Annotated in this window: 17 protein-coding genes and 1 pseudogene; 4 read left to right on the top strand and 14 right to left on the bottom strand. The window is 37.6% G+C overall.

The window, feature by feature from the left end; all coding sequences use genetic code 11:
* Positions 1-157: 157 nt before the first annotated feature.
* The 3 genes from AC1DCY_RS20280 to AC1DCY_RS20270 all read right to left on the bottom strand — a co-directional run bounded on the left by AC1DCY_RS20280 (position 158) and on the right by AC1DCY_RS20270 (position 2949).
* Entirely contained in the window at positions 158-1342 is a 1185-nt protein-coding gene (locus tag AC1DCY_RS20280; RefSeq protein ID WP_477353126.1) for an NAD(P)/FAD-dependent oxidoreductase, read from the bottom strand.
* A 50-nt stretch (positions 1343-1392) separates the two neighbouring features.
* Positions 1393-1821 (bottom strand): DUF1641 domain-containing protein, encoded by a 429-nt coding sequence (locus tag AC1DCY_RS20275; RefSeq protein ID WP_477353125.1) that lies wholly within the window; start codon positions 1819-1821, stop codon positions 1393-1395.
* A gap of 501 nt (positions 1822-2322) precedes the next feature.
* Positions 2323-2949 carry a TetR/AcrR family transcriptional regulator gene (locus tag AC1DCY_RS20270; protein ID WP_477353123.1) on the bottom strand — a complete coding sequence of 209 codons (627 nt, stop codon included), beginning with the start codon at positions 2947-2949 and terminating at the stop codon, positions 2323-2325.
* Positions 2950-3064: 115 nt separating this feature from the next.
* On the opposite strand from AC1DCY_RS20270, the gene AC1DCY_RS20265 reads away from it, so the two are divergent.
* The 3 genes from AC1DCY_RS20265 to AC1DCY_RS20255 all read left to right on the top strand — a co-directional run bounded on the left by AC1DCY_RS20265 (position 3065) and on the right by AC1DCY_RS20255 (position 7504).
* The gene (locus tag AC1DCY_RS20265; protein ID WP_477353121.1) at positions 3065-5251 is read left to right on the top strand and encodes an MMPL family transporter; all 2187 of its coding nucleotides are present in this window, start codon (positions 3065-3067) and stop codon (positions 5249-5251) included.
* A gap of 205 nt (positions 5252-5456) precedes the next feature.
* Positions 5457-6317 (top strand): PucR family transcriptional regulator, encoded by an 861-nt coding sequence (locus AC1DCY_RS20260; RefSeq protein WP_477353119.1) that lies wholly within the window; start codon positions 5457-5459, stop codon positions 6315-6317.
* Between the two features lie 104 nt (positions 6318-6421).
* Positions 6422-7504, top strand: a complete 1083-nt coding sequence (locus AC1DCY_RS20255) for an ABC transporter ATP-binding protein (RefSeq protein WP_477353117.1) — start codon at positions 6422-6424, stop codon at positions 7502-7504.
* A 90-nt stretch (positions 7505-7594) separates the two neighbouring features.
* Here the strand turns inward: AC1DCY_RS20255 and AC1DCY_RS20250 are convergent, their stop codons facing one another.
* From AC1DCY_RS20250 to AC1DCY_RS20215, 8 genes and pseudogenes are all read right to left on the bottom strand, one after another.
* Positions 7595-8467: a MurR/RpiR family transcriptional regulator gene (locus AC1DCY_RS20250; protein WP_477353115.1), complete on the bottom strand. Its 873-nt coding sequence runs from the start codon at positions 8465-8467 to the stop codon at positions 7595-7597.
* Positions 8468-8547: 80 nt separating this feature from the next.
* A complete protein-coding gene (gene murQ / locus AC1DCY_RS20245; protein ID WP_477353113.1) occupies positions 8548-9453 on the bottom strand; it encodes an N-acetylmuramic acid 6-phosphate etherase in 906 nt (301 codons plus the stop codon).
* 18 nt (positions 9454-9471) lie between these two features.
* Positions 9472-10470 carry an N-acetylglucosamine kinase gene (locus AC1DCY_RS20240; RefSeq protein WP_477353111.1) on the bottom strand — a complete coding sequence of 333 codons (999 nt, stop codon included), beginning with the start codon at positions 10468-10470 and terminating at the stop codon, positions 9472-9474.
* Positions 10457-11284 (bottom strand): carbohydrate ABC transporter permease, encoded by an 828-nt coding sequence (locus tag AC1DCY_RS20235; protein WP_477353109.1) that lies wholly within the window; start codon positions 11282-11284, stop codon positions 10457-10459. Before AC1DCY_RS20235 ends, AC1DCY_RS20240 begins: the two co-directional genes overlap by 14 nt.
* A gap of 12 nt (positions 11285-11296) precedes the next feature.
* Positions 11297-12243 (bottom strand): annotated as a pseudogene (locus AC1DCY_RS20230) (carbohydrate ABC transporter permease).
* 159 nt (positions 12244-12402) lie between these two features.
* Positions 12403-13716 (bottom strand): ABC transporter substrate-binding protein, encoded by a 1314-nt coding sequence (locus AC1DCY_RS20225; protein WP_477353107.1) that lies wholly within the window; start codon positions 13714-13716, stop codon positions 12403-12405.
* Between the two features lie 49 nt (positions 13717-13765).
* Complete coding sequence (locus tag AC1DCY_RS20220; protein WP_477353106.1) at positions 13766-14731, bottom strand: serine hydrolase domain-containing protein; 966 nt, start codon at positions 14729-14731, stop codon at positions 13766-13768.
* A gap of 199 nt (positions 14732-14930) precedes the next feature.
* Positions 14931-16445 carry a DHA2 family efflux MFS transporter permease subunit gene (locus tag AC1DCY_RS20215; RefSeq protein WP_477353104.1) on the bottom strand — a complete coding sequence of 505 codons (1515 nt, stop codon included), beginning with the start codon at positions 16443-16445 and terminating at the stop codon, positions 14931-14933.
* A 157-nt stretch (positions 16446-16602) separates the two neighbouring features.
* On the opposite strand from AC1DCY_RS20215, the gene AC1DCY_RS20210 reads away from it, so the two are divergent.
* Positions 16603-17508, top strand: a complete 906-nt coding sequence (locus AC1DCY_RS20210; RefSeq protein ID WP_477353102.1) for a TetR/AcrR family transcriptional regulator — start codon at positions 16603-16605, stop codon at positions 17506-17508.
* A 170-nt stretch (positions 17509-17678) separates the two neighbouring features.
* Here AC1DCY_RS20210 and cydS read toward each other — a convergent pair whose 3' ends face one another.
* The 3 genes from cydS to AC1DCY_RS20195 are packed head-to-tail and all read right to left on the bottom strand — an operon-like array spanning position 17679 to position 20161.
* On the bottom strand, positions 17679-17780 hold the full coding sequence (gene cydS / locus AC1DCY_RS20205; RefSeq protein WP_477353100.1) for a cytochrome bd oxidase small subunit CydS family protein: 102 nt from the start codon (positions 17778-17780) through the stop codon (positions 17679-17681).
* Between the two features lie 12 nt (positions 17781-17792).
* A complete protein-coding gene (locus AC1DCY_RS20200) occupies positions 17793-18821 on the bottom strand; it encodes a cytochrome d ubiquinol oxidase subunit II (protein WP_477353098.1) in 1029 nt (342 codons plus the stop codon).
* Complete coding sequence (locus AC1DCY_RS20195) at positions 18818-20161, bottom strand: cytochrome ubiquinol oxidase subunit I (RefSeq protein WP_477353096.1); 1344 nt, start codon at positions 20159-20161, stop codon at positions 18818-18820. The genes AC1DCY_RS20200 and AC1DCY_RS20195 overlap by 4 nt, the downstream gene beginning before the upstream one ends.
* Positions 20162-20210 lie beyond the last annotated feature (49 nt).

Here is a 20210-nt window from a genome sequence, read left to right as displayed (position 1 = left end):
GGCCTCGCATTAATGGCCGTGAATTTAAGGAAATTCACAGCCATTAACTAAGAGCTAGATGGAGACAACATAAAAAATAGAGAAATCCGAATTTGAATGAATTCAAATTCGGATTTCTCACTAATTGAAGCTAGTTATGTCCCAGCCTCTTAAAATATTAATACGCTAAGCCGAATAGCGCTTTAATGTGTGTAAGATAGCGAATGTTAGACGCTTCTTTCATAAGTGTTGCAGGAAGACCTTTAAGTTCTGTGTTGCTAGCACCGATAGTCGCAACAGCGTCTTTACGGCCTAAGCTTGCAAGTGTACCAGAGTTAATTGCAGAGAATGATTTCATCTCTTGGTTTTTGTATTGTGCGAATAAGTTGTAACCAGCGCACTCACCCATTTGCCATGCAACTTGAGCAGTTGGTGCGTATAGCGGACGTCCGCCATCAGCTGGTAATGCAACAGAAGCGTCACCAATTACGAATACATCATCGTGAGATGTTGATTGTAAGAACTCGTTAATCGTTGCTTTACCGCGGTCAGCAGCAAGGCCAGACTCGCCTACGATTGGAAGTGGAGCTACCCCACCTGTCCAAATAAGCGTATTAGCAACGATTGGTTCGCGATCTTTAAGAGAGATGACATTACCATCAACTCCTGTTACAGGAGTACCTGTAATGAATTCAACGCCACGTTTTGTTAAGCTTTCAGTAGCACGTTGGATAAGTACATCTGGAAGTACTGGTAAGATTTTCGGACCAGCTTCAACAAGTTTGATTTTAAGATCAGCGAAGTTAACACCGTGTTTTGCTGCGATTTTCGGGAAGTTGTCCACGATTTCACCAACAAGCTCTACACCTGTTAAACCGCCACCACCGATAACGATTGTTGCATCTGCTTCGTCTTTTGTTTGTGCATATGCTTTAATACGGTCTTCGATGTGTTTGTTAATTTTGTTTGCTTCGTTCACTGATTTAAGTACCATAGAGTTTTCTTCTAATCCAGGGATACCGAAGAATCCAGTTTGGCTACCTAAAGATACTACTAATGTATCGTAATTTAAAGTATAACCATTATCTAGGTCAACTTTTTTATTGTCTACATTGAATTTTGTAACTTTAGCGATTTGTAAATCGATATCTAAACCTTTAAAGATTTTTTTAAGTGGTAAAGCAACAGCACCTTCAGCAATAGTACCACCGGCTAAACGGTGAAGTTCAGTGATGATTTGGTGTGTTGGGAATTGGTTTACTACAGTAATTTTAGCTTCATCAGCTGATAGATACTTACGTGCTGTTAATGCAGTTAGAACGCCAGCGTAACCAGCACCTAAGATGACGATTTCTTTTGACATGATTAATTAATCCTCCGTCCTTACGAATTGAATGTATCTCGAGTCGAGTCTTATCTAGCTTTACGTTCAGCGCTTACTTGTAAGAAAGCATTAACAAAACGGAAAACACCTTGAACTTGTGGGTCCTTTAACATTTTCATAAGACCAAATAAACCAACTACTTCTTGGCTTTCAGAAGCACGGTCTTTCGCTTCAATTGCAGTAGCTGCAAGGTTTTTAGCTGATCCTACTACTGGGCCAGCCATTTCTGTTACCGCACCAACAGTATCATTTTTTAACACTTCGTCATTTGCAACAGCTTGAGCAAACTCATAAGATTTTGTTAATAGCGTCATCATCTCAGTTAACTTTGGTAATTGTTCAACTAAAGTTGTAAGTGATTCCTGAACCTCAGGCTTTAATAATTGATCTAGCACATCCAATTGTTCTTGACTTACAGTTAATTGTTCAGACTGTGTTTGGTTATTCGTTTCTGACATTTTGAACTCTCCTTTGCCATCACTATTACTATTTTAATTTTATTGCTTCCATGTAAAAAAGACTATTAAGGCACTTCTTAACAGTCGTTACAGCGCGTATATCTTACAAATCACCAGTCTCAAGAGCTGGATAGCAATTCGTATAATTTGTTATTACAATGTAAACTTTATTTTGCAAAAAGTGCATCATAATTCCATCCTATCTTGTCTTGGTGACTTCACAACCTCCATTATAAGGTTGTTTGTACATTATTTCAATGAGCTAAATCACAATTTCGACAATCTTTTCAAAATTCATTGATTTGTAACTATATATTGTAGTAAGTTTGCTTTTTGTCCCTACTGTTAAAAAATACAATATATTTTTGATCTCATCTTTTTAAAACGTTGCTATAAAATATTTGATTTTCGATAATGTTAGTCTATTTAAACTTCCCCTAAATCATTTGTGTAATACTTACTTATTTTATTTTCAGCATTTATTGCATATAATATAGGAAATCATTTTTCAACAGATTGCCAGAAAAAGTCTATAATTTCTTTTGCTGCCATAGACTCTGATTGAAATAACCTTTTCCCTTCCCCATCTTTAAAGTAACCTACTGACATTAAAGCCATAAACGCATGTGCAAAAAAAGTAGCATTTCCCTTCCGTATCGTGCCTTGCTCCATCTCTAGCTGCATCGTCTGCTCTATCGTTTTATACATATTATTTTCTGCTGCCTGCACTTCTTTTAATTGGGAATCCGATAAATTAATTGTCGCCTCTCTCATAAAATTTTTCATATCAATATCTACAGTGGCTGATAAATGAATTTCAACAAGCTGCTCCAACCGTTCTTTAAATGATATTGGCTGCTCTAAAATCTGCAAAATGGACAGATTTATTCGATTGATCATTGCCAGCAACGCTGATGTATATAAATTCCCTTTAGTCGGGTAATAGTAATAGATAGTCGCCTTTGTAACGTTACAAGCTTTTGCTACATCATCCATCGAAATATTTTTATAGCCTTCTTTTATAAAAAGCTTTGTTGCTGTTTCAAGGACAATATCTTTTCTCGGCTTCGCATTTTCATCATTTCGAGGTCTCCCGAGAACACGCGGTGACTGCTTCAACAAGTTCACCCCCTTATAAAGGATTCTTTTTAGACATAGTATAGCATATATATTTTTCGCAATTGATTAATTAACCTTCCAGTATATATAATTAAAATTACTTATATGAAACGGAGGTCTTTAAATGAAAAAACATCCACTTGAGCAATGGGGCTCAATGGTAGCAAGTAAAAAAGGGCGCTTATTAGCCCTTATCTTTTGGATTTTACTTGTTGTTGTACTGTCATTTGCCTGGCCACAGATTAATAGTATAAAGAGTGAATCTGGTAAAAATTTACCTGGAAGTGAAATGTCTCAGCAGGCCGCCACTATTATTGCAGAACAATTTCCGAATGATGCAGGTACACCATTATTACTCGTCTGGCATCGGGATAACGGGCTAACCACTGATGATTTCGTTGCTATCCAAAAGGTTTACGGAGAGCTTAAAGCTAAACCTTTAGCCAATCAAACTGTTATTCCACCATATGATAAAATGCCACCTCAAGCCTTTTTAGCATCCGCATCTGACAATGGCTCAACAATTGTAACTCCGGTTTTCTTTGAAAGAGGCGTGGCCACTGATACGTTGCGGGAGAGTTTAAAAGCATTAACAAAAACAATGGATAAGTATAATATCCAACTAGATAAAGACTTAGCCAGTGATAATCTTCATGTACGTTATTCTGGACCAGTTGGTATCGCTACGGATGCTGTCAGTTTATTCTCTCAAGCTGATGTTAAATTATTAATTGCGACAGTGCTCCTTGTTTTAGTATTACTAATTATTATTTATCGTTCACCTTTACTAGCTATTATTCCATTAATCGTTGTTGTTCTTGCCTACGTTGTTATAAGTCCAACGCTTGGTTTCTTCGCTGATCATGGATGGATCGATAAGGATTCGCAGGCTGTCTCTATTATGACCGTATTACTCTTTGGTGCAGGTACAGACTATTGTTTATTTTTAATATCAAAGTACCGAGAGATATTATTTACAATTGAGGATAAAACTACTGCCATGAAGCTTGCTATAAAGAAGTCTGGCGGTGCGATTATGATGAGTGCCTTAACGGTGGTTATCGGTTTAGCTACTCTTAGCCTTGCCCATTATGGTGCGTTCCAACGCTTTGCTATTCCGTTTAGCTTTGCTGTACTTGTGATGGGAGTTGCAGCGCTCGTTGTACTTCCAGCAATCCTTGTTATACTAGGTCGCGTTGCCTTTTTCCCATTCATACCTCGAACAGAGGATATGGCTCAAAAAAAGGGGAAAAAGCAGCACAAACCAACACATAAAATAAGCCATATAATCGGGCGCTTCGTAACGCATAAACCATGGATCGTCATTGTTGTCACTTTACTGTTACTTGGTGGATTAGCAGCATTCGTACCACGTATTCAGTATACTTTTGATTTATTATCGTCATTCCCTGAGAATATGCCCTCCCGTGAAGGCTTTACTTTAATAGAAGAAAATTTTTCACCTGGAGAACTTGCTCCAGTACAGCTCGTCATTGACACAGAGGGTAAAGATATTCACTTGCAGCAGCAATTAACTAAAATTTCTTATATTGATAGTGTTGCAGATGTCCAAATTGGAGAGAAAAATAATGCTATCCAATTGTACGAGCTTTCTTTAAATACAAATCCTTATGCTAAGGAATCGTTAGCTCATATCCCAGAGCTTAAGGCAGAGGTTATAAAAATGCTGAAGGCTGAAGGAGTAAAAGATGCAGATAAACATATTTGGATTGGCGGCGAAACAGCCAGCCAATATGATACACAGCAATTAACTGTACGTGATGAAACTGTTATTATGCCAACAATGATTGCTTTAATTGCTTTGTTATTATTTATTTATCTACGTTCAATAACAGCAACTGTTTATTTATTAGCAACCGTTATTATTTCTTATTTCGGGGCACTTGGTGCAGGATGGCTAATTTTACACCATGTAATGGGCGCAGAGGCTATTTCAGGGGCGATTCCACTCTATGCATTTGTATTTTTAGTGGCACTCGGAGAAGATTATAATATCTTTATGATTTCGGAGATTTGGAAAAAACGTAGAACAGTAGATCATTTAACAGCTATTGAGGAAGGTGTCGTACGAACAGGGAGCGTTATTACATCTGCTGGTCTAATTTTAGCTGGAACATTTGCTGTCCTTGCTACTTTACCTATTCAAGTACTTGTTCAGTTCGGTGTCGTTACGGCAATTGGCGTGTTGCTTGATACGTTCATTGTACGTCCATTGCTCGTACCTGCCATTACTACTGTTCTCGGTAGATATGCGTTTTGGCCAGGAGCATTATTTAAAAAGGATGCATAAAAATTACTGCACGGACATTAGCGCAATTAGTTTGGATGATTTTAAAATTCATCCACCCTTTCGCTTTTGCTAATGTCCTTGCTGTTTTGAAGTATCCATTTAACGAATATTGCTAACATTTCCCTAAAAACATATACTTAAAACAAAATTGCATGATTTGTAGTGTGTTTCTATTCCGATTATTAACAAAAGGGATGTGGCATTCATGAACTATCAAAAATTGCATCAGCGATTTCCATTACTACGACCTTTTTCAGGTAATAAGACAGAAAGTTATTTATTTAATTTTGACAATCAACTTTTTGAAATTCCAAAACATACAATTACACAAAGTGAACTAGAGCTATTGCGTATTTTTTCAGGGCCAATCACGCTTCCGAATTACTACGATACGGCATGGTTTGACTACTTAACAGATAAAACAAATGAAAGTCCAACTGCAATCCACGAACATCGCATTCTGTTTCTTTATTTCGATAAAGTATTTACTAGACCTAATTTACTTCGAACAGCCTTTGAAGCATTACTTGGAAAAGACTTTATACTTATATCATTAAATCCTCAATTGTTCGCTATTATTGAATGCATTGAAAACGATGAATTACTTAATTTTTCTCATTACATTGATCTTTTACGTGAAGATTTAGAAACCAACTTTAAAATTTTTGTCTCTGATGTACTACCAGATATTGCAATAACAAAAAGGAGATTTAGCTGGCTAGTCGACATCCAACAATCACTTTGGTCATATACACCTAAGCATGTCCTTACACAACAAGAGCTATTTGTACCGTACTTATCACAGCAACTTAGTATACAAGAGAAAGATATTTTTATTACCTCTATTTTAAAAGATGCAACCTCACAGCCAGAGTTAATACAAACAATAAAACAATTGCTTGAATACGAAGGTAATATAACACTTGCTGCTAAGAAAATGTTTATGCACCGTAACACACTACAAAATCGACTAGACAAATTTCAGCAACTTACCCGGAAAGATATACGACAATTTGAGGATAGGCTTGCAGTATTTCTTGCTATCACCTTTTTAGAGTCATTATAAGTAACATTGCACAGTTTATAGCTTAAATATTGTGCAGCGTTTATCTATTTCTTTTACCTACTATTCTTTACAATGAATGTATCACTTACAAAGGGGCGTAGTGCATGGCGGAATTGCGTTTAGAGCATATTTATAAAATATACGATAAAAATATACAGGCTGTGACTGATTTTAATTTGCATATCCACGATAAGGAGTTTATCGTTTTTGTAGGTCCATCTGGCTGTGGGAAAACAACGACATTGCGTATGATTGCAGGCTTAGAGGATATTTCCAAAGGTGAATTTTATATCGACGATGTACGAATGAATGATGTGGAGTCAAAGGATCGTAGCATCGCTATGGTATTCCAGAGTTACGCATTATATCCTCATATGTCCGTCTATGATAATATGGCATTCAGCTTAAAACTTCGTAAGGTTGATAAAAAGGAAATTGATCTAAGAGTGAGAGAAGCCGCAAAAATATTAGGTTTAGAGGATTACTTAAAAAGGAAGCCAAAAGCGTTGTCAGGTGGACAACGTCAGCGAGTAGCTCTCGGTCGAGCTATAGTGCGTGATGCCAAAGTTTTTTTAATGGATGAGCCCCTCTCTAATTTAGATGCCAAGCTACGTGTACAAATGCGTGCTGAAATTCAGAAGCTGCATCAACGTATTCAAACGACAACCATTTACGTTACACATGACCAAACTGAAGCAATGACTATGGCTACTCGCCTCGTTGTCATGAAGGATGGTCTTATACAACAAATTGGCGCTCCAAAGGAAGTATATGATACGCCACAAAATATGTTTGTGGCTGACTTTATTGGCTCTCCTTCCATGAATCTTTTTCAAGGTCATTTAACAGAAACAACTGTAATTTTAGGTGAGCATAGCTTTCCGATTCCACCAAAATATTTAACAACGTTGAAGGAAAAAAATTATTTAGGCAAAGATATTGTATTAGGGATTCGCCCTGAAGATTTGCAAATGACAGCGGCCGATTCCCCTTATGTATTCAACGCAACTATTGACGTTGCTGAACTGCTCGGTGCAGAAACTTTCCTCTATTCCTCATTAGGAAATCAAACATTCATTGCACGTGTTAATGCTGAAACTAATTTACATCCAGCTGACGTCGTGACATTAGTAATGAAAGAAGAAAAGATACATTTCTTCGATCCACATACAGAAGAACGTATATAAAGTTTAAAGAGTGGCTAATAAAAATAACTCAAGCGATGCCACGACCTGTGATATCGCCTGAGTTATTCCGCTACTTTAAAAGACCTTTTTCTATTTCTTTCTTCTATTGACCTTCTTATGTAGCCCTTGAATTGCTGTACGTGTTGCATCCAGATAATCAATTGTTTGCTCATAATTGCTTGTTGCTACACACATAAATAAAATATCAACCACATGAAGTTGTGCAAGACGCGAAGAAGTTGCTCCACTTCTAGATGTTGCTTCTACATTTGGTGACGTATATAAACAAATATCTGCCAAGCTTGATACGAGTGAACTACCGTAGCGCGTTAAACTTATTGTCGTTGCAGGCGTGTCACGAGCAATTTCAAGGATTTTAGCAACTTCATGCGTTTCACCAGAAAATGAAATACCGACTACCACATCTCCCTCTTCAGCATTGACAACTGCTGTTGCCCCTAAATGTAAATCCATGAACGCCTTACTGTTCTTATTTATTCGCAAAAACTTCTGATCTGCATCCATTGCCGCTATACCAGATGCACCGACACCAAAAAAGAAAATCTTTTTGGCCTTTGATAAGGCTGACACAGCACGTTTCAGCTCTACTGCATCAATTAAATCTGCAGTTTGTCTTAAGATTTGACTACTTTGCATCGTCACTTTTTCTACAATGGATTGTAACGGCTCATTCGGTTCAATATCACGATCATCTGTTTTTTCTCGTTGCAAATCACCAGCTATTCGTAATTTTAGCTCCTGAACACCACTGATATTTAAAGATTTACATAAACGAATAACGGCCGCACTACTTGTGTTACTCGCCTCTCCCAATTCAACAGCTGTCATTTTAATTGCCTTTGATGGATGTTCTAAAATATAGGAGGCTACCTTCTTTTCAGATGGCGGTAATTTCTCTCGCATTTCTGCAAGCATAATCAATCCTGCATTTATCTTCTCCATTTCAATCAACTCCGCACTTTATTTTATGTATAGAAGCAATAAGGAAAAAGTGAATGGAATTATTTCCACCCACCCTTCAGTTAGTCCTTCTTTAACCCGACTGCCGTGCGCACATGCCCCTCTGATTGGGCAAGTAATGTTTGTGCATCATCTAAAATCGTGTTAGTGAGTAACATGACAATGGCAAGCTTCACTTGATAATTAGTCTGTTCTAATATGTTTTCTGCCTTTTCATAGGATACATTTGTTGCCTCACAGACAATTTTTTTAGCTCGTTCACGTAATTTATAATTACTTGCATGGACATCCACCATGAGATTTTTATAAACCTTTCCAAGCTTTATCATTGTTGTTGTCGTTATCATATTTAATATTTGTTTATGAGCAGTCGCAGCCTTCAATCTTGTAGAACCCGTTAAGATTTCTGGTCCAGTAATGACTTCTATGGCAATATCCGCATGAGCACTAATGATGGAATGCGGATTACTAGCTAAACTTATTGTTTGTGCACCTATCTGTCGTGCATATAGTAACGCACCCTTTACAAATGGCGTTCTTCCACTTGCTGCAATGCCTATGACAACGTCCTCTGCACTTAGCTTCTGTTTCTCTAGTGCTACTCTTCCCAAAGTAAGATCGTCCTCAGCACCTTCTATGGCGACCATTACTGCGTCTGAGCCACCTGCTAATATAGCTTGCACGAGCTTTGGTGATGTACTGAACGTTGGAGGACATTCCACTGCGTCTAATAAACCTATACGTCCACTTGTCCCAGCGCCCACATAAAATAATCTCCCACCATTTTTCAGCGCATGAATGACGACCTCAATTGCTTGTTCAATTTCAGGCAATACCTTTGCAATAGCAAGCGGTATTTTCACATCATCCTCATTCATTAGCTGCACAATTTCAGCAATTGACATTAAATCTAAATTCGCTGATTGTGGATGGTAGCCTTCTGTTGTAAGTTTTGTCATTCGCTCCATCGAAGTCTAAACCTCCTACTACATCTTATTTTTGTTCATCCAAGATTCTTTTACGATTTGCTTTAAAGACTCCGTGATATGAATTCCCTCACTGATAAGCCCCTTTACAAATGCCCCAATAACTGGTGGTACCTCGGGTTGAATGAGTCGATTATCAATTGTCGCTTGCTGTATTTTTCTTTGAAAGCAATTAGCAAAATAGCTACTTTCAAATAAACCACCACAAGTGACGATAGGAAAGCTTTTGACTTGTGGCTCTTTCTGAAACATCGTTAACAATAATTGAGCTAAGCAGGTAGTGGCGCGTTCTATAATATCCTTCGCTGTTTCATTACCTTGTTCGGCTAGCTGTAATACAGTCTGCGCAATAGAAGCAATTAACACACGCGCTTGTGCATGCTCATAAACCACTGTAATCATTTCGGTCGGATCTTTTAGCCCCAGTTGCTTTAAGATTGCCTTGGTAAGTGCATCACCATCTCGACCAAATGCATCATGATGCTGTGCAACGGCACGTAATGCCTCTTGCCCAATATAGTAGCCACTACCTTCATCCCCAAATAAATAACCCCATCCACCAACTCGGCTAATATGATTATTTTTCTGAACACAATAGACAATAGAACCGGTTCCAGCAATAATGACAAGCCCTTCATGTGCAAATGTACCACTTGTAAGTGCCGCTACCGCATCGTTTGTAACATGTACCTTGCAGGATTCAGAAGAAAAAAACAAGTCCATCCAATTATGCCAGCGTACAAAATCCACCTGACGATCCCCACCTGCCATACATAAAAAAATAGTCGAAACGTCTTTCCTCGTTACCCCTACTTTTTGTAGTAACTCCGTTAGTAGTTTCATGATTTGCTGTTGTACTTCTGTTGGCGGAGTTGACTTTATATTTGCCCCCGCTCCATCAACAACCGCAAGCACTTCACCACATTTTGTCCCTATAACGGCACGGGTTTTCGTTCCACCACCATCTACACCAATAATGTATTGTTTATTTAATAGCACCAGCCGTCAGCCCCTCCATGAATTGCTTAGAAGCAATAAAGAATAAAAGTATCATCGGCAATGATGCAAGTGTTAAACCTGCGAAAAGTGAACCCCAGTCAGCCGAATGTTCCCCGAAAAGAGACATCATTCCAACTGGAATTGTACGCTTCATCTTATCTGTAATGAAAATAAGAGGGAAGAAAAAATCATTCCAAGCGGCAATAAAATTAATGATTACTACAGTTCCAAGTGCTGGTCTCATTAACGGCAATACTACATGCCAGAGCACCCTTAAATTCCCTGCTCCATCAATACGTGCAGCCTCCTCTAGCTCATAAGGCATCGTTTTAAAGAAACCTGTTAATATTAGCATCGTCAGCGGAATCCCTGTCGCTGTATTCATCAATATTAATGACCACAAGGAATTAATAAGTCCTAAATCACGCATTAAAATGAAAAGAGGAACAATCCCAAGTTTAATCGGAATCATCATCCCTAATAGGAAAATAAAAAATAGCGCTTGATTCCATGAAAATTTAAAACGCGCAATATAAAAAGATGCTAATGAGCAAACAAAGATAATTAATACGACTGAAACAATACTCACAAAGGCACTGTTCATAAAATAAGTTGTAAACGGAATTTTTGACAATAACGTACGGTAAGTATCTAAGCTAAAGCTGGTCGGTAAGCCCAATGGGTTTTTGTAAATCTCCAAACTCGTCTTAAATGACGATAAAACCATTAATAAAATTGGATATAAACTGATTGTCGCCACCGCAAATACAACAATATAATAAAACGGCCTTGCCCAAATTGTGCCTTGCTTCATATACTCACCTCTTTACATTTGTACGTCCTTTTTACTCGTAAAGCGTAAAAATACTGTTGTGCAAATTAAAATAAAGAAGAATAATACCGTTGCTAACGCTGACCCTAAGCCAATAGCTGTTGCTCCAGAAGCTGTTGAGCTACCAAATGCTAAGCGATAGAAGAACACCGCTAATGTGTCTGTTGAATAATAAGGCTCTCCCATTGAGCCCTGCATTGCATAAACGAGCTCAAAGGCTTCAAATGATTGAATAAATGTTAAGACACCCATGATCACAATAGAAGGAATCATTAATGGCAGTAGATTGTACGTAATAATGTGAAGCCCTTTGCACCATCAAGCTTCGCTGCTTCAATTAGTTCACTTGGTATCCCTTGAAATCCAGCTAAGAAAATCAAGACGCCAAAGCCAAGACCAAACCAACAATTCACTAAAATTATAGCGATTAACGCTGTATTGGGATCACCTAACCATGCCTTTTGCAAACTTTCTAAACCTAATTTCCCTAATATTACATTTAAAGTACCGAAGTTCGGATTCAAAATCAGTTTCCATAAAAACCCCACAACAATGACTGATAATAACCGTGGCAAGAAGAAGGCTGCCTTAAAGAATTCCGCTCCCTTTATTTTTTTATAAATAATAAATGCTAGGAAGAAAGCCAACCCATTCATAACAATCATTTGTAATACAAAATACAGTACATTATGTTTGAAGGCATTCCAAAACATTGATCCATATGGTTCCTTCGTAAACAATGTCACGAAATTTTGAAATCCAATAAAATTGCCTCTCGTCATCCCTTTCCATTCAAAAAAACTATAGGATAATGCCGCTAAGATCGGATACAAGACAAACATTCCATAAATAATCAGTGCAGGGATTGGAAAAAGATGAATAGTCCACTTTGCCCAAGAAGTTTTTTTCTTTTTAGTTGGTGAAGCTGTAGTTATTTTCATCAATGGACAGCCCCTTTAGAGGTATTTAGACAGTAAGACCCCAACTCCTCCCTTCGAAGCGTTAGTGGGGTCATGATTTACAATACATCGTCATTGTCTAATTAACTTCCCTACTTGTCTGAAGATGTAAATTAACCACTTCATCCGGGAAGCCCAGAATTATTTTTGAAATGGTTTAAACCATGATTTAGCGTTTTCCTGTACTTTTGCTGCTACTTCTTCTGGTGTTACTTGACCTAAATACATACCTTGTAACTCACTTTCAAGCAAGCTCTTTGTCGTTGGATCTCCACCTGTAAAATTCGTAACCCACATATATGGTGTTGCTTCATTTTCTGTGGATTTGCTAATGTCATTTAACAAAGCATTATCAGAGGTAATACCAGGGATTGCGCTGATCATTGAAAATTCCTTTACAAATAGCTCTCCAAATTCTTTAGTTGTTAAAAACTCTAAAAATGCTTTAGCAGCTTCCTTATGTTTTGAATTTGCGTTGATTGCAAATGAACCGTCTACCCAAGTCGTCACTGTTTTGTTACCAGTCTTTGATGGTATCGGGAAGTAACCTAAATCTAAATCTGGATTCATTTCTAGCACAACTGGAATTTCCCAACTTCCTAGTGGGAACATCGCCGCATCACCTAGCGCAAATAATGTGCGAATATCATCCATCCCTAAACCTTCTGAATTCGCCGGGAAGTATTTCTTCAAGTCATTCATCACTTTTATTGACTCTATAAATGCAGGATCAGTGAAGTCTTTTTCTCCTGCAAGTACTGCTTGGTAGAAATCATTTCCTCCATAAATAGCAGGGCCTACAATACCGTGAAGTAATGATAATAACCAACTCTCTTTAGTTCCCATTGCAATTGGCGTAATGCCTTTTTCTAGCAATTTATCATTTAATGCTATAAATTCATCCCAAGTAGTAGGTACTTGTAAGTTATTATCTTTAAATATCTTTTTATTGTAGAAGAATTGAGTTGAGCTCAAGTTAATGGGTACACCATACTGATTACCTTCTGCATCGCGTGAAGCTTTTAATGCTTCTTCAGGATATACACTCAAACCATTTAAACCATTAATTTTTTCTACATATCCAGCCTCAGCAAGTTTTAATCCTGCAGCATATGGACGTAAATGGAAGATATCTGGACCTTCACCAGCTTGTAACGCTGTGTTTAACACTGTGTTATACTCTGTATTTTTAGTTGGGTTAAATGATATGTGTATTTCGGGATGCTTTTCATTAAATAAAGCAATGACTTTTTCATATTTTGCTACGTCTTCTGTACGCCAACTACCTATCGTTAGCGAAACCTCTTCCGCATTTCCTCCATCATTTGTATCAGGTGTTGGCGAGCTTGTAGATTTCTTATCTGAAGTACAGCCTACTAGTGCTACAACGAGTAATAAAAGCAGCAGGAACAACCATTTATTTATTTGTTTCATAACCACACATCCACCCTTCATGTAATTAGATTTTCATAAATCATCGTATTAAGCTTTTCTCTTATTCCCCTTATGCGCGTATTTCTCCCATAATGAACTGCGTTTGTAAGTAAAATAACAAACGCTTTTTAACAGGGTCCATCCAAATACTTGTGCCAGTAAATCCTGTATGTCCAAAAGAGCCCTTCGTCCACCCCCTACCGAAACAAAATAATGAATGATCTCCATTCCAAACTTCAAAGCCTAGTCCCCTGTTTCCGAATGACTTCGTGTATGCCAGCTCCATCCACTTAAATGGTATGGTAGATTGCTGCGTTATCCCCAACCAATTTTTAGCATATTTCACCAAATCATCTGCGCATGAAAATAACCCTGCACTACCTGACACCCCTTCTAATAGTAGTGCTTTCTCATCGTGCACAATTCCTTGCACAAATTTGCCAGATACCATCTCTGTAGCTGCTGCTTGCCCCCTTTTCTGCTCAGGTAACCGAAAACTTGTATGATGCATACCCCACGGCTTGAAAATCTCTTGCTCTACAAAACTTTGAAAAGACTGACCTGCAATATTCTCGATAATCTTTCCTAATAAAATCATACCTAAATCACTGTATATTACTTGCTCATTCGGCTGCCTAATGACATTACACGCTAAAACCTCCTGCATAATATCACGCTGATGATGTCTCCTGACAGACGGCTCTAAGTCTGCTGGTAGTCCGGAGCTATGTTGTAATAAATGTTGTATTGTAATGTGCGGGAATCTAAAATCTGGTAAATGTTTTTGTGCTGAATCCATCAAGTTTAACTTGTCTCTACTAATCAATAATAGAATAGCTGGTAATGTCGCTATAACTTTTGTTAATGATGCCAAATCAAACAAAGTATTTTTGGAAATAACTTGCTTACTCCAATCCTCAGCTGTATATGCTCCGTAGCTTTTTGACAGTAAACATCTATGCTGCTGTTGGACAACAAGCACTGCACCTGGAATTTCCTTATCCCTCACTAAGCGATTCATATATGCATCTACCAAATAAACACCTCGCAATCAAATGACGAAATATTCTGTAATTTTATACTATGAAATAAAATGATATAAAACAACAATTAATTTTAAAATTTTTTTTCATTTTTTAGTGTATCGCTATGTAAAACATCAAAAAACTCCCCTTCGATAAACAGAATTATATTTCTTCATCCGTCTACCTATAGGGGAGCATATCAGTTCATTATTATTTAGTTGGTTTTTTCATATCCATAGAAGCCGCTGAGCTTTCAATTTTTACACGTTTTAGGAAGAACGCAAGCACTAGCGCAAGAACTGTAATACAAGCTGCAATGAAGAATGAGTGTGTAATACCATCTAATAAAGCCGTTTGTGAAATTTGATCCTGCATTTGTTGCATTTGCTCTGGCGTTGGTGTAACACCTGATTGCGCTGCATTCACTTTTGCTTCTGCAATTAAATCTTGAGCTGTTGCTTTTGTACGGGTATTCATGAACGATACCATCACAGCACTACCAATTGCCCCTGCTACTTGCTGTACAGTATTGTTAATAGCTGTACCATGCGGGTTCATCATTTGTGGTAATTGATTTAAACCGTTTGTCATAATCGGCATCATAACCATTGATAAACCAAACATACGAACTGTGTACAATGACACAATAAATGTATAGCTTGAGTCTACTTCTAACTTTGTTAAACCGAATGTTGCAATTGTTGTAATCGTTAAACCGATAATCGCTAATACACGCGGTCCAAATTTATCAAAAAGTTTCCCTGTAATCGGCGACATAATCCCCATTACAAGTGCCCCAGGAAGCATCATTAAGCCCGCTTTAAATGGATCAATTCCACGAATCGATTGTACATATGCAGGAGTTAAAATCATCCCAGAGAACATAGCCATAGACACGATAACCGAGATAGCTGATCCCAGTGCAAACATCGGATATTTATAAATACGTAATTCAAGTAAAGGCTGATCCATACGTAGTTGTTTAAATATGAAGATAATTAAAGCAAGAAGACCAACTGAAATTGTGCCATATACCCAAGGGCTTGACCAGCCTTTATCCCCTGCAGTACTGAAACCATATAGAATACCACCGAATGCAACTGTTGATAATAGTACTGATGGGAAATCTAAATGAACCTCACGTGTCTCCATCACGTTTCGTAATTTCCAAATACCAAACAATAAACTAATTACAGCAAACGGAATAATCATTTGGAATAGCATACGCCAATCATGATGCTCAACAATATATCCTGATAACGTTGGACCTATCGCTGGTGCTGTAATCATGACTAAACCAAAGATCCCCATTGCCGCCCCACGTTTTTCTTTTGGGAAGCTAATTAACATTACATTCATTAAAAGTGGTGACATACTTGAAGCACCTGCTGCTTGCACCATACGACCAGCAAGTAACATACCGAAGTTAGGTGCAAAGGCAGCCATAATTGTACCGATTGTAAAGATTGACATCGCTGCAATAAATAAATGTCTATTTTTAAAGCGCGTTACAAAGAATGCTGAAGCAGGTACTAAAATCCCACTTACAAGCATATAGCCTGTTGATAGCCATTGTACCGTTGAATATGTTATACCAAAATCGTTCATGATTGTTGGTAATGCAACATTTAATAATGTGTTGTTTAAAAAAGCAACAAAAGCACCCACAAATAAAATTGAAATCATTCCATAGGGGGGCTTTTTCAGTGTTTGACCACTATTCATTTATATCCCTCAATTCTTTCTTGTTTTTTTCGATAAAACTTATTTTATACTCGCAGTCTACTTTTTTCAAGAATTAAGATTATATTTTTTAAAAACATTGATATATAGGCGTTTAATCTATAGAATAAGAGTATAATATTTTAAAAAAGGTGAGGTTATGAACAAAAGAAAAAGACAAATCATTACTGCTGCCCGTGCTCTTTTTATTGAAAAAGGATTCGTAGATGCATCGATTAACGACATCATTAGTGCAGCTAAAATTTCAAAGGGTACATTTTATAATCATTTTTCTTCTAAAAACGAATGCCTAATCGCCATATTAGATGAAGGGCGTGAGGAGGCAAGTAATCGCCGCCACGAACTTCTTTACGGCAAAGACCCTACTGATATGGAAGTATTAACACAGCAAGTTGCGGTACTCATGTATGTCAATCGAGAACATAATTTAATTCAAATTTTTGAATCGGTTTTCCATTCTCGTGATAACGAACTGAAAAAAATCATTTTGAACTATCATTTACAAGAACTGGAGTGGCTTGCCAATCGACTTGTACAAGTTTTTGGAGAAGAAATTAGTCCAATTAGCTACGAATGTGCTGTGCAGACACTTGGTATGATTAACCTTTCAATACGTGCTGTCTTAATTGCTGATTATAAATATATAAATCGCGAAGCCATTGTACGTGTAGCATTACGCAATATTAGCGTAATTATACCTGTTATGCTTGAATCAAAAGAAATCCTCATTAGTACGGAAATGATCAACACGATACAAAACGTCGCGAACTATAAAACAGTTGATAAGGAAACGGTCATCGAGCAATTAACAGGCTTTAAGAAGGGAATATCGAAGAATGAAACAGCGGAAGGCTTAGAGTACGTAGAATTCTTATTAAAGGAATTACAGCGTGAGAAACCAAAGCTCTTTATCATTGAATCACTTCTTACACCTTTCCGGAAAGCATTCGTTGGAACCGGACACACAGAAGAAGCACGTGATATCGCTAATAGCTTATGGCGCTATGTAAAAATTGAGCGACCATCAGAGCGTTGCATGAAGTAAAACTTATCTTTAGACACTTAAAGGGACTATATGGAAAGTGTAGTATCACGCTTTTCATATAGTCCCTTTTTGTATTTACTCTATTTAAATTAGGTTCGACATCAAATGGGTGGGATGACATTTTTTGTATAAGTAACAGGGCGACTCTTTTGGGGATCAGCGTCCACAGCCTACCGTTTAATTTGACGATCTTTCGGCCCTATCCAAAAGCCAATCACAATGCTAATAGCTACTACAAGAAAAGGTGCATACAAAATAATAAATTGATTCATATATAATTCCCCCTATGCATGATGATCATGTTTACCGCAAGCATAATCACGATCAAACACGAACCATTTCATTACTAAATATAGTGAAGGTATGAGTAGAACTAATCCTCCAACAAACGTAATCACTAATGCAACTGCCATTGTTTCATTTGTAAAGCTATCATAGACTGATAGGTACGGATACAGTAAATATGGATAATGTGAAATACCATAGCCGAAAAATGCAAAGCCAAATTGGGCAACCATTAAAAAGACTGCTATGCCATAGTTTTTCTTTTTAAATAAAAGAATTAATGTAACAACAAATAGCACACCTGAAATGGCGAAAAGCCACCACAGATTTAACATATTTTCATAATGCTCAGGCACATGTCCCTTTAACTCCACCATAATCCCTATTACACTTATTATGAGCGGCAACGACCAACCGAGTGCATACTTTCGCATTAAATTAGAAGCATGTTCATCTCGCGCTCTTTTCCCATACCATGTTAGGAAAACGGCTGAAATATACAAAACTGCAACTATACTTAATAACACAATAGACCAAGTTAACGGATTTGTGAAAAGTTTAACAATTTGCAAATGCGGTTCTTCATTTACGATTTTTACGAACCCTCCCTCGGATATCGTTAACACAATAGAAAGAGATGCAGGTATAAATAAACCAGTAATTCCGTACATCATTGTATAACCAATATGTCCACCTTTTTCACTGTAGGACTCAAATGCATAATAGCTCCCTCTAATTGCAATTAATATTAATGCAATACTGACTGGCACTAGCAAAATTGTGCCGTAATAATAAGCTGTTTGAGGAAAGAAACCTACCATTCCAACAAAGAAAAATACAAGGAAGACATTTGTAATTTCCCACACCGGAGATAAATAACGCTTAATAACATTTGCTAGTATTTGGTCTTTACCAATCAAGACACTATACGCATTAAAGAAGCCCGCTCCAAAGTCTATGGACGCAACAATGACATAGCCGAATAGAAATAACCATAGTACTGAAATCCCTAATATTTCTAAGCTCATTGCCCTGCACATCCTTCCTCTTGTTGATGTTCTTCAATTTCACGTTCAATCGGATTGTTACGGAACATACGAATAAGTACAACGATACTTCCTACCGCTAATACAATGTACAGCCCCGCAAATAGTATTAGCATAGTATCGACTTGGCCACTTGTTGTAGCACCTTCCGCCGTTTTCATATAACCACGAAGTATCCAAGGCTGACGCCCTACTTCCGCAAACCACCAGCCTGCCTCAACAGCAATAAGAGATAGCGGACCACCTGCCACTACTATTCTCTTAAAACTTTTTGAAGAAATAAATTTCCATCCTCGCCACTTACCTAGCACATAAATAGCTGCAACGACAATTAGTAAAGTTCCGATAACTACCATGACATCAAACAAATAATGAATATAAAGTGGCGGCTGTTCGTCCTCAGGAAATTGATCTAAACCTTTTACTTCTGCAAAAGGATTATTATGCGCCAATACACTTAGTGCGTATGGTACTTTAATGGCGTATTTCACTTCTTCTCCATCTAACACTCCGAATAGCACAAGTGAAGCATCCTCTTTTGTTTCAAAATGCCATTCAGCAGCAGCTAATTTTTCAGGTTGATATTCAGCTAAATACTTCCCAGAAAAGTCACCTACAATCAGTGCCGCTATCGAAAATACTAAGCCAAGTTTCAATAATAGATGTAACGCTTTTTTATGATACACATGCTTCGATCCTCGCAGCATACGATAAGCTGCAATAGAGGCTAATAAAAATGCCGCAGTCATATAAGATGTTACTAATACATGCGCTACCTTCGTTGGCATCGCGGGATTTAACATAGCTAGTACTGGTTGAATATTTACAAGCTCTCCATCTACAAGGTCAAAGCCCTGCGGTGCGTTCATAAATGCATTCACAATCGTAATAAAAACAGCCGACATAGAAGCACCAATAGCTACTGGAACCAATAATAATAGATGGCGCTTTGGATTTTTGAATCGATCCCAAGTATATAAATAAAGCCCTAAGAAAATGGCTTCAACAAAGAACGCGAATGTTTCCATAAACAAAGGTAATGCAATTACCTGACCAGCCAACTCCATAAAGTTTGGCCATAGTAGCGATAGCTGCAATCCAATCGCTGTACCAGTGACAACACCGATTGCCACAGTAATTACAAACCCTCTTGCCCATCTTCTTGCGAGTAATAAATAATGTTCGTCATTATTTTTCAATCCAACCCATTGAGCAATCATTATCATTAAAGGTATACCAACACCAATTGTTGCGTAGACAATATGAAATGATAATGTTAACTCCGTTAAGGCTCGACTCCACATTACAGCTGAATCATTCATTTTATTTCATCTCCTAGGTACCAAAAATTCTTCCAATTATCGAAAGAAA

It is taken from the genome of Lysinibacillus sp. 10T31 (genome assembly GCF_056394365.1).
The sequence above is the reverse complement of the archived record's forward strand: the minus strand, read 5'-3'. Positions and strand labels throughout refer to the sequence as shown.

Coding starts and splice junctions, on each gene's coding strand:
- AC1DCY_RS20280 (WP_477353126.1), bottom strand. CDS start 1,342: ATGTCAAAAGAAATCGTCATCTTAGGTGCTGGTTACGCTGGCGTTCTA.
- AC1DCY_RS20275 (WP_477353125.1), bottom strand. CDS start 1,821: ATGTCAGAAACGAATAACCAAACACAGTCTGAACAATTAACTGTAAGT.
- AC1DCY_RS20265 (WP_477353121.1), top strand. CDS start 3,065: ATGAAAAAACATCCACTTGAGCAATGGGGCTCAATGGTAGCAAGTAAA.
- AC1DCY_RS20260 (WP_477353119.1), top strand. CDS start 5,457: ATGAACTATCAAAAATTGCATCAGCGATTTCCATTACTACGACCTTTT.
- AC1DCY_RS20255 (WP_477353117.1), top strand. CDS start 6,422: ATGGCGGAATTGCGTTTAGAGCATATTTATAAAATATACGATAAAAAT.
- AC1DCY_RS20250 (WP_477353115.1), bottom strand. CDS start 8,467: ATGGAGAAGATAAATGCAGGATTGATTATGCTTGCAGAAATGCGAGAG.
- murQ (WP_477353113.1), bottom strand. CDS start 9,453: ATGGAGCGAATGACAAAACTTACAACAGAAGGCTACCATCCACAATCA.
- AC1DCY_RS20235 (WP_477353109.1), bottom strand. CDS start 11,284: ATGAAGCAAGGCACAATTTGGGCAAGGCCGTTTTATTATATTGTTGTA.
- AC1DCY_RS20225 (WP_477353107.1), bottom strand. CDS start 13,716: ATGAAGGGTGGATGTGTGGTTATGAAACAAATAAATAAATGGTTGTTC.
- AC1DCY_RS20215 (WP_477353104.1), bottom strand. CDS start 16,445: ATGAATAGTGGTCAAACACTGAAAAAGCCCCCCTATGGAATGATTTCA.
- AC1DCY_RS20210 (WP_477353102.1), top strand. CDS start 16,603: ATGAACAAAAGAAAAAGACAAATCATTACTGCTGCCCGTGCTCTTTTT.
- cydS (WP_477353100.1), bottom strand. CDS start 17,780: ATGAATCAATTTATTATTTTGTATGCACCTTTTCTTGTAGTAGCTATT.
- AC1DCY_RS20200 (WP_477353098.1), bottom strand. CDS start 18,821: ATGAGCTTAGAAATATTAGGGATTTCAGTACTATGGTTATTTCTATTC.
- AC1DCY_RS20195 (WP_477353096.1), bottom strand. CDS start 20,161: ATGAATGATTCAGCTGTAATGTGGAGTCGAGCCTTAACGGAGTTAACA.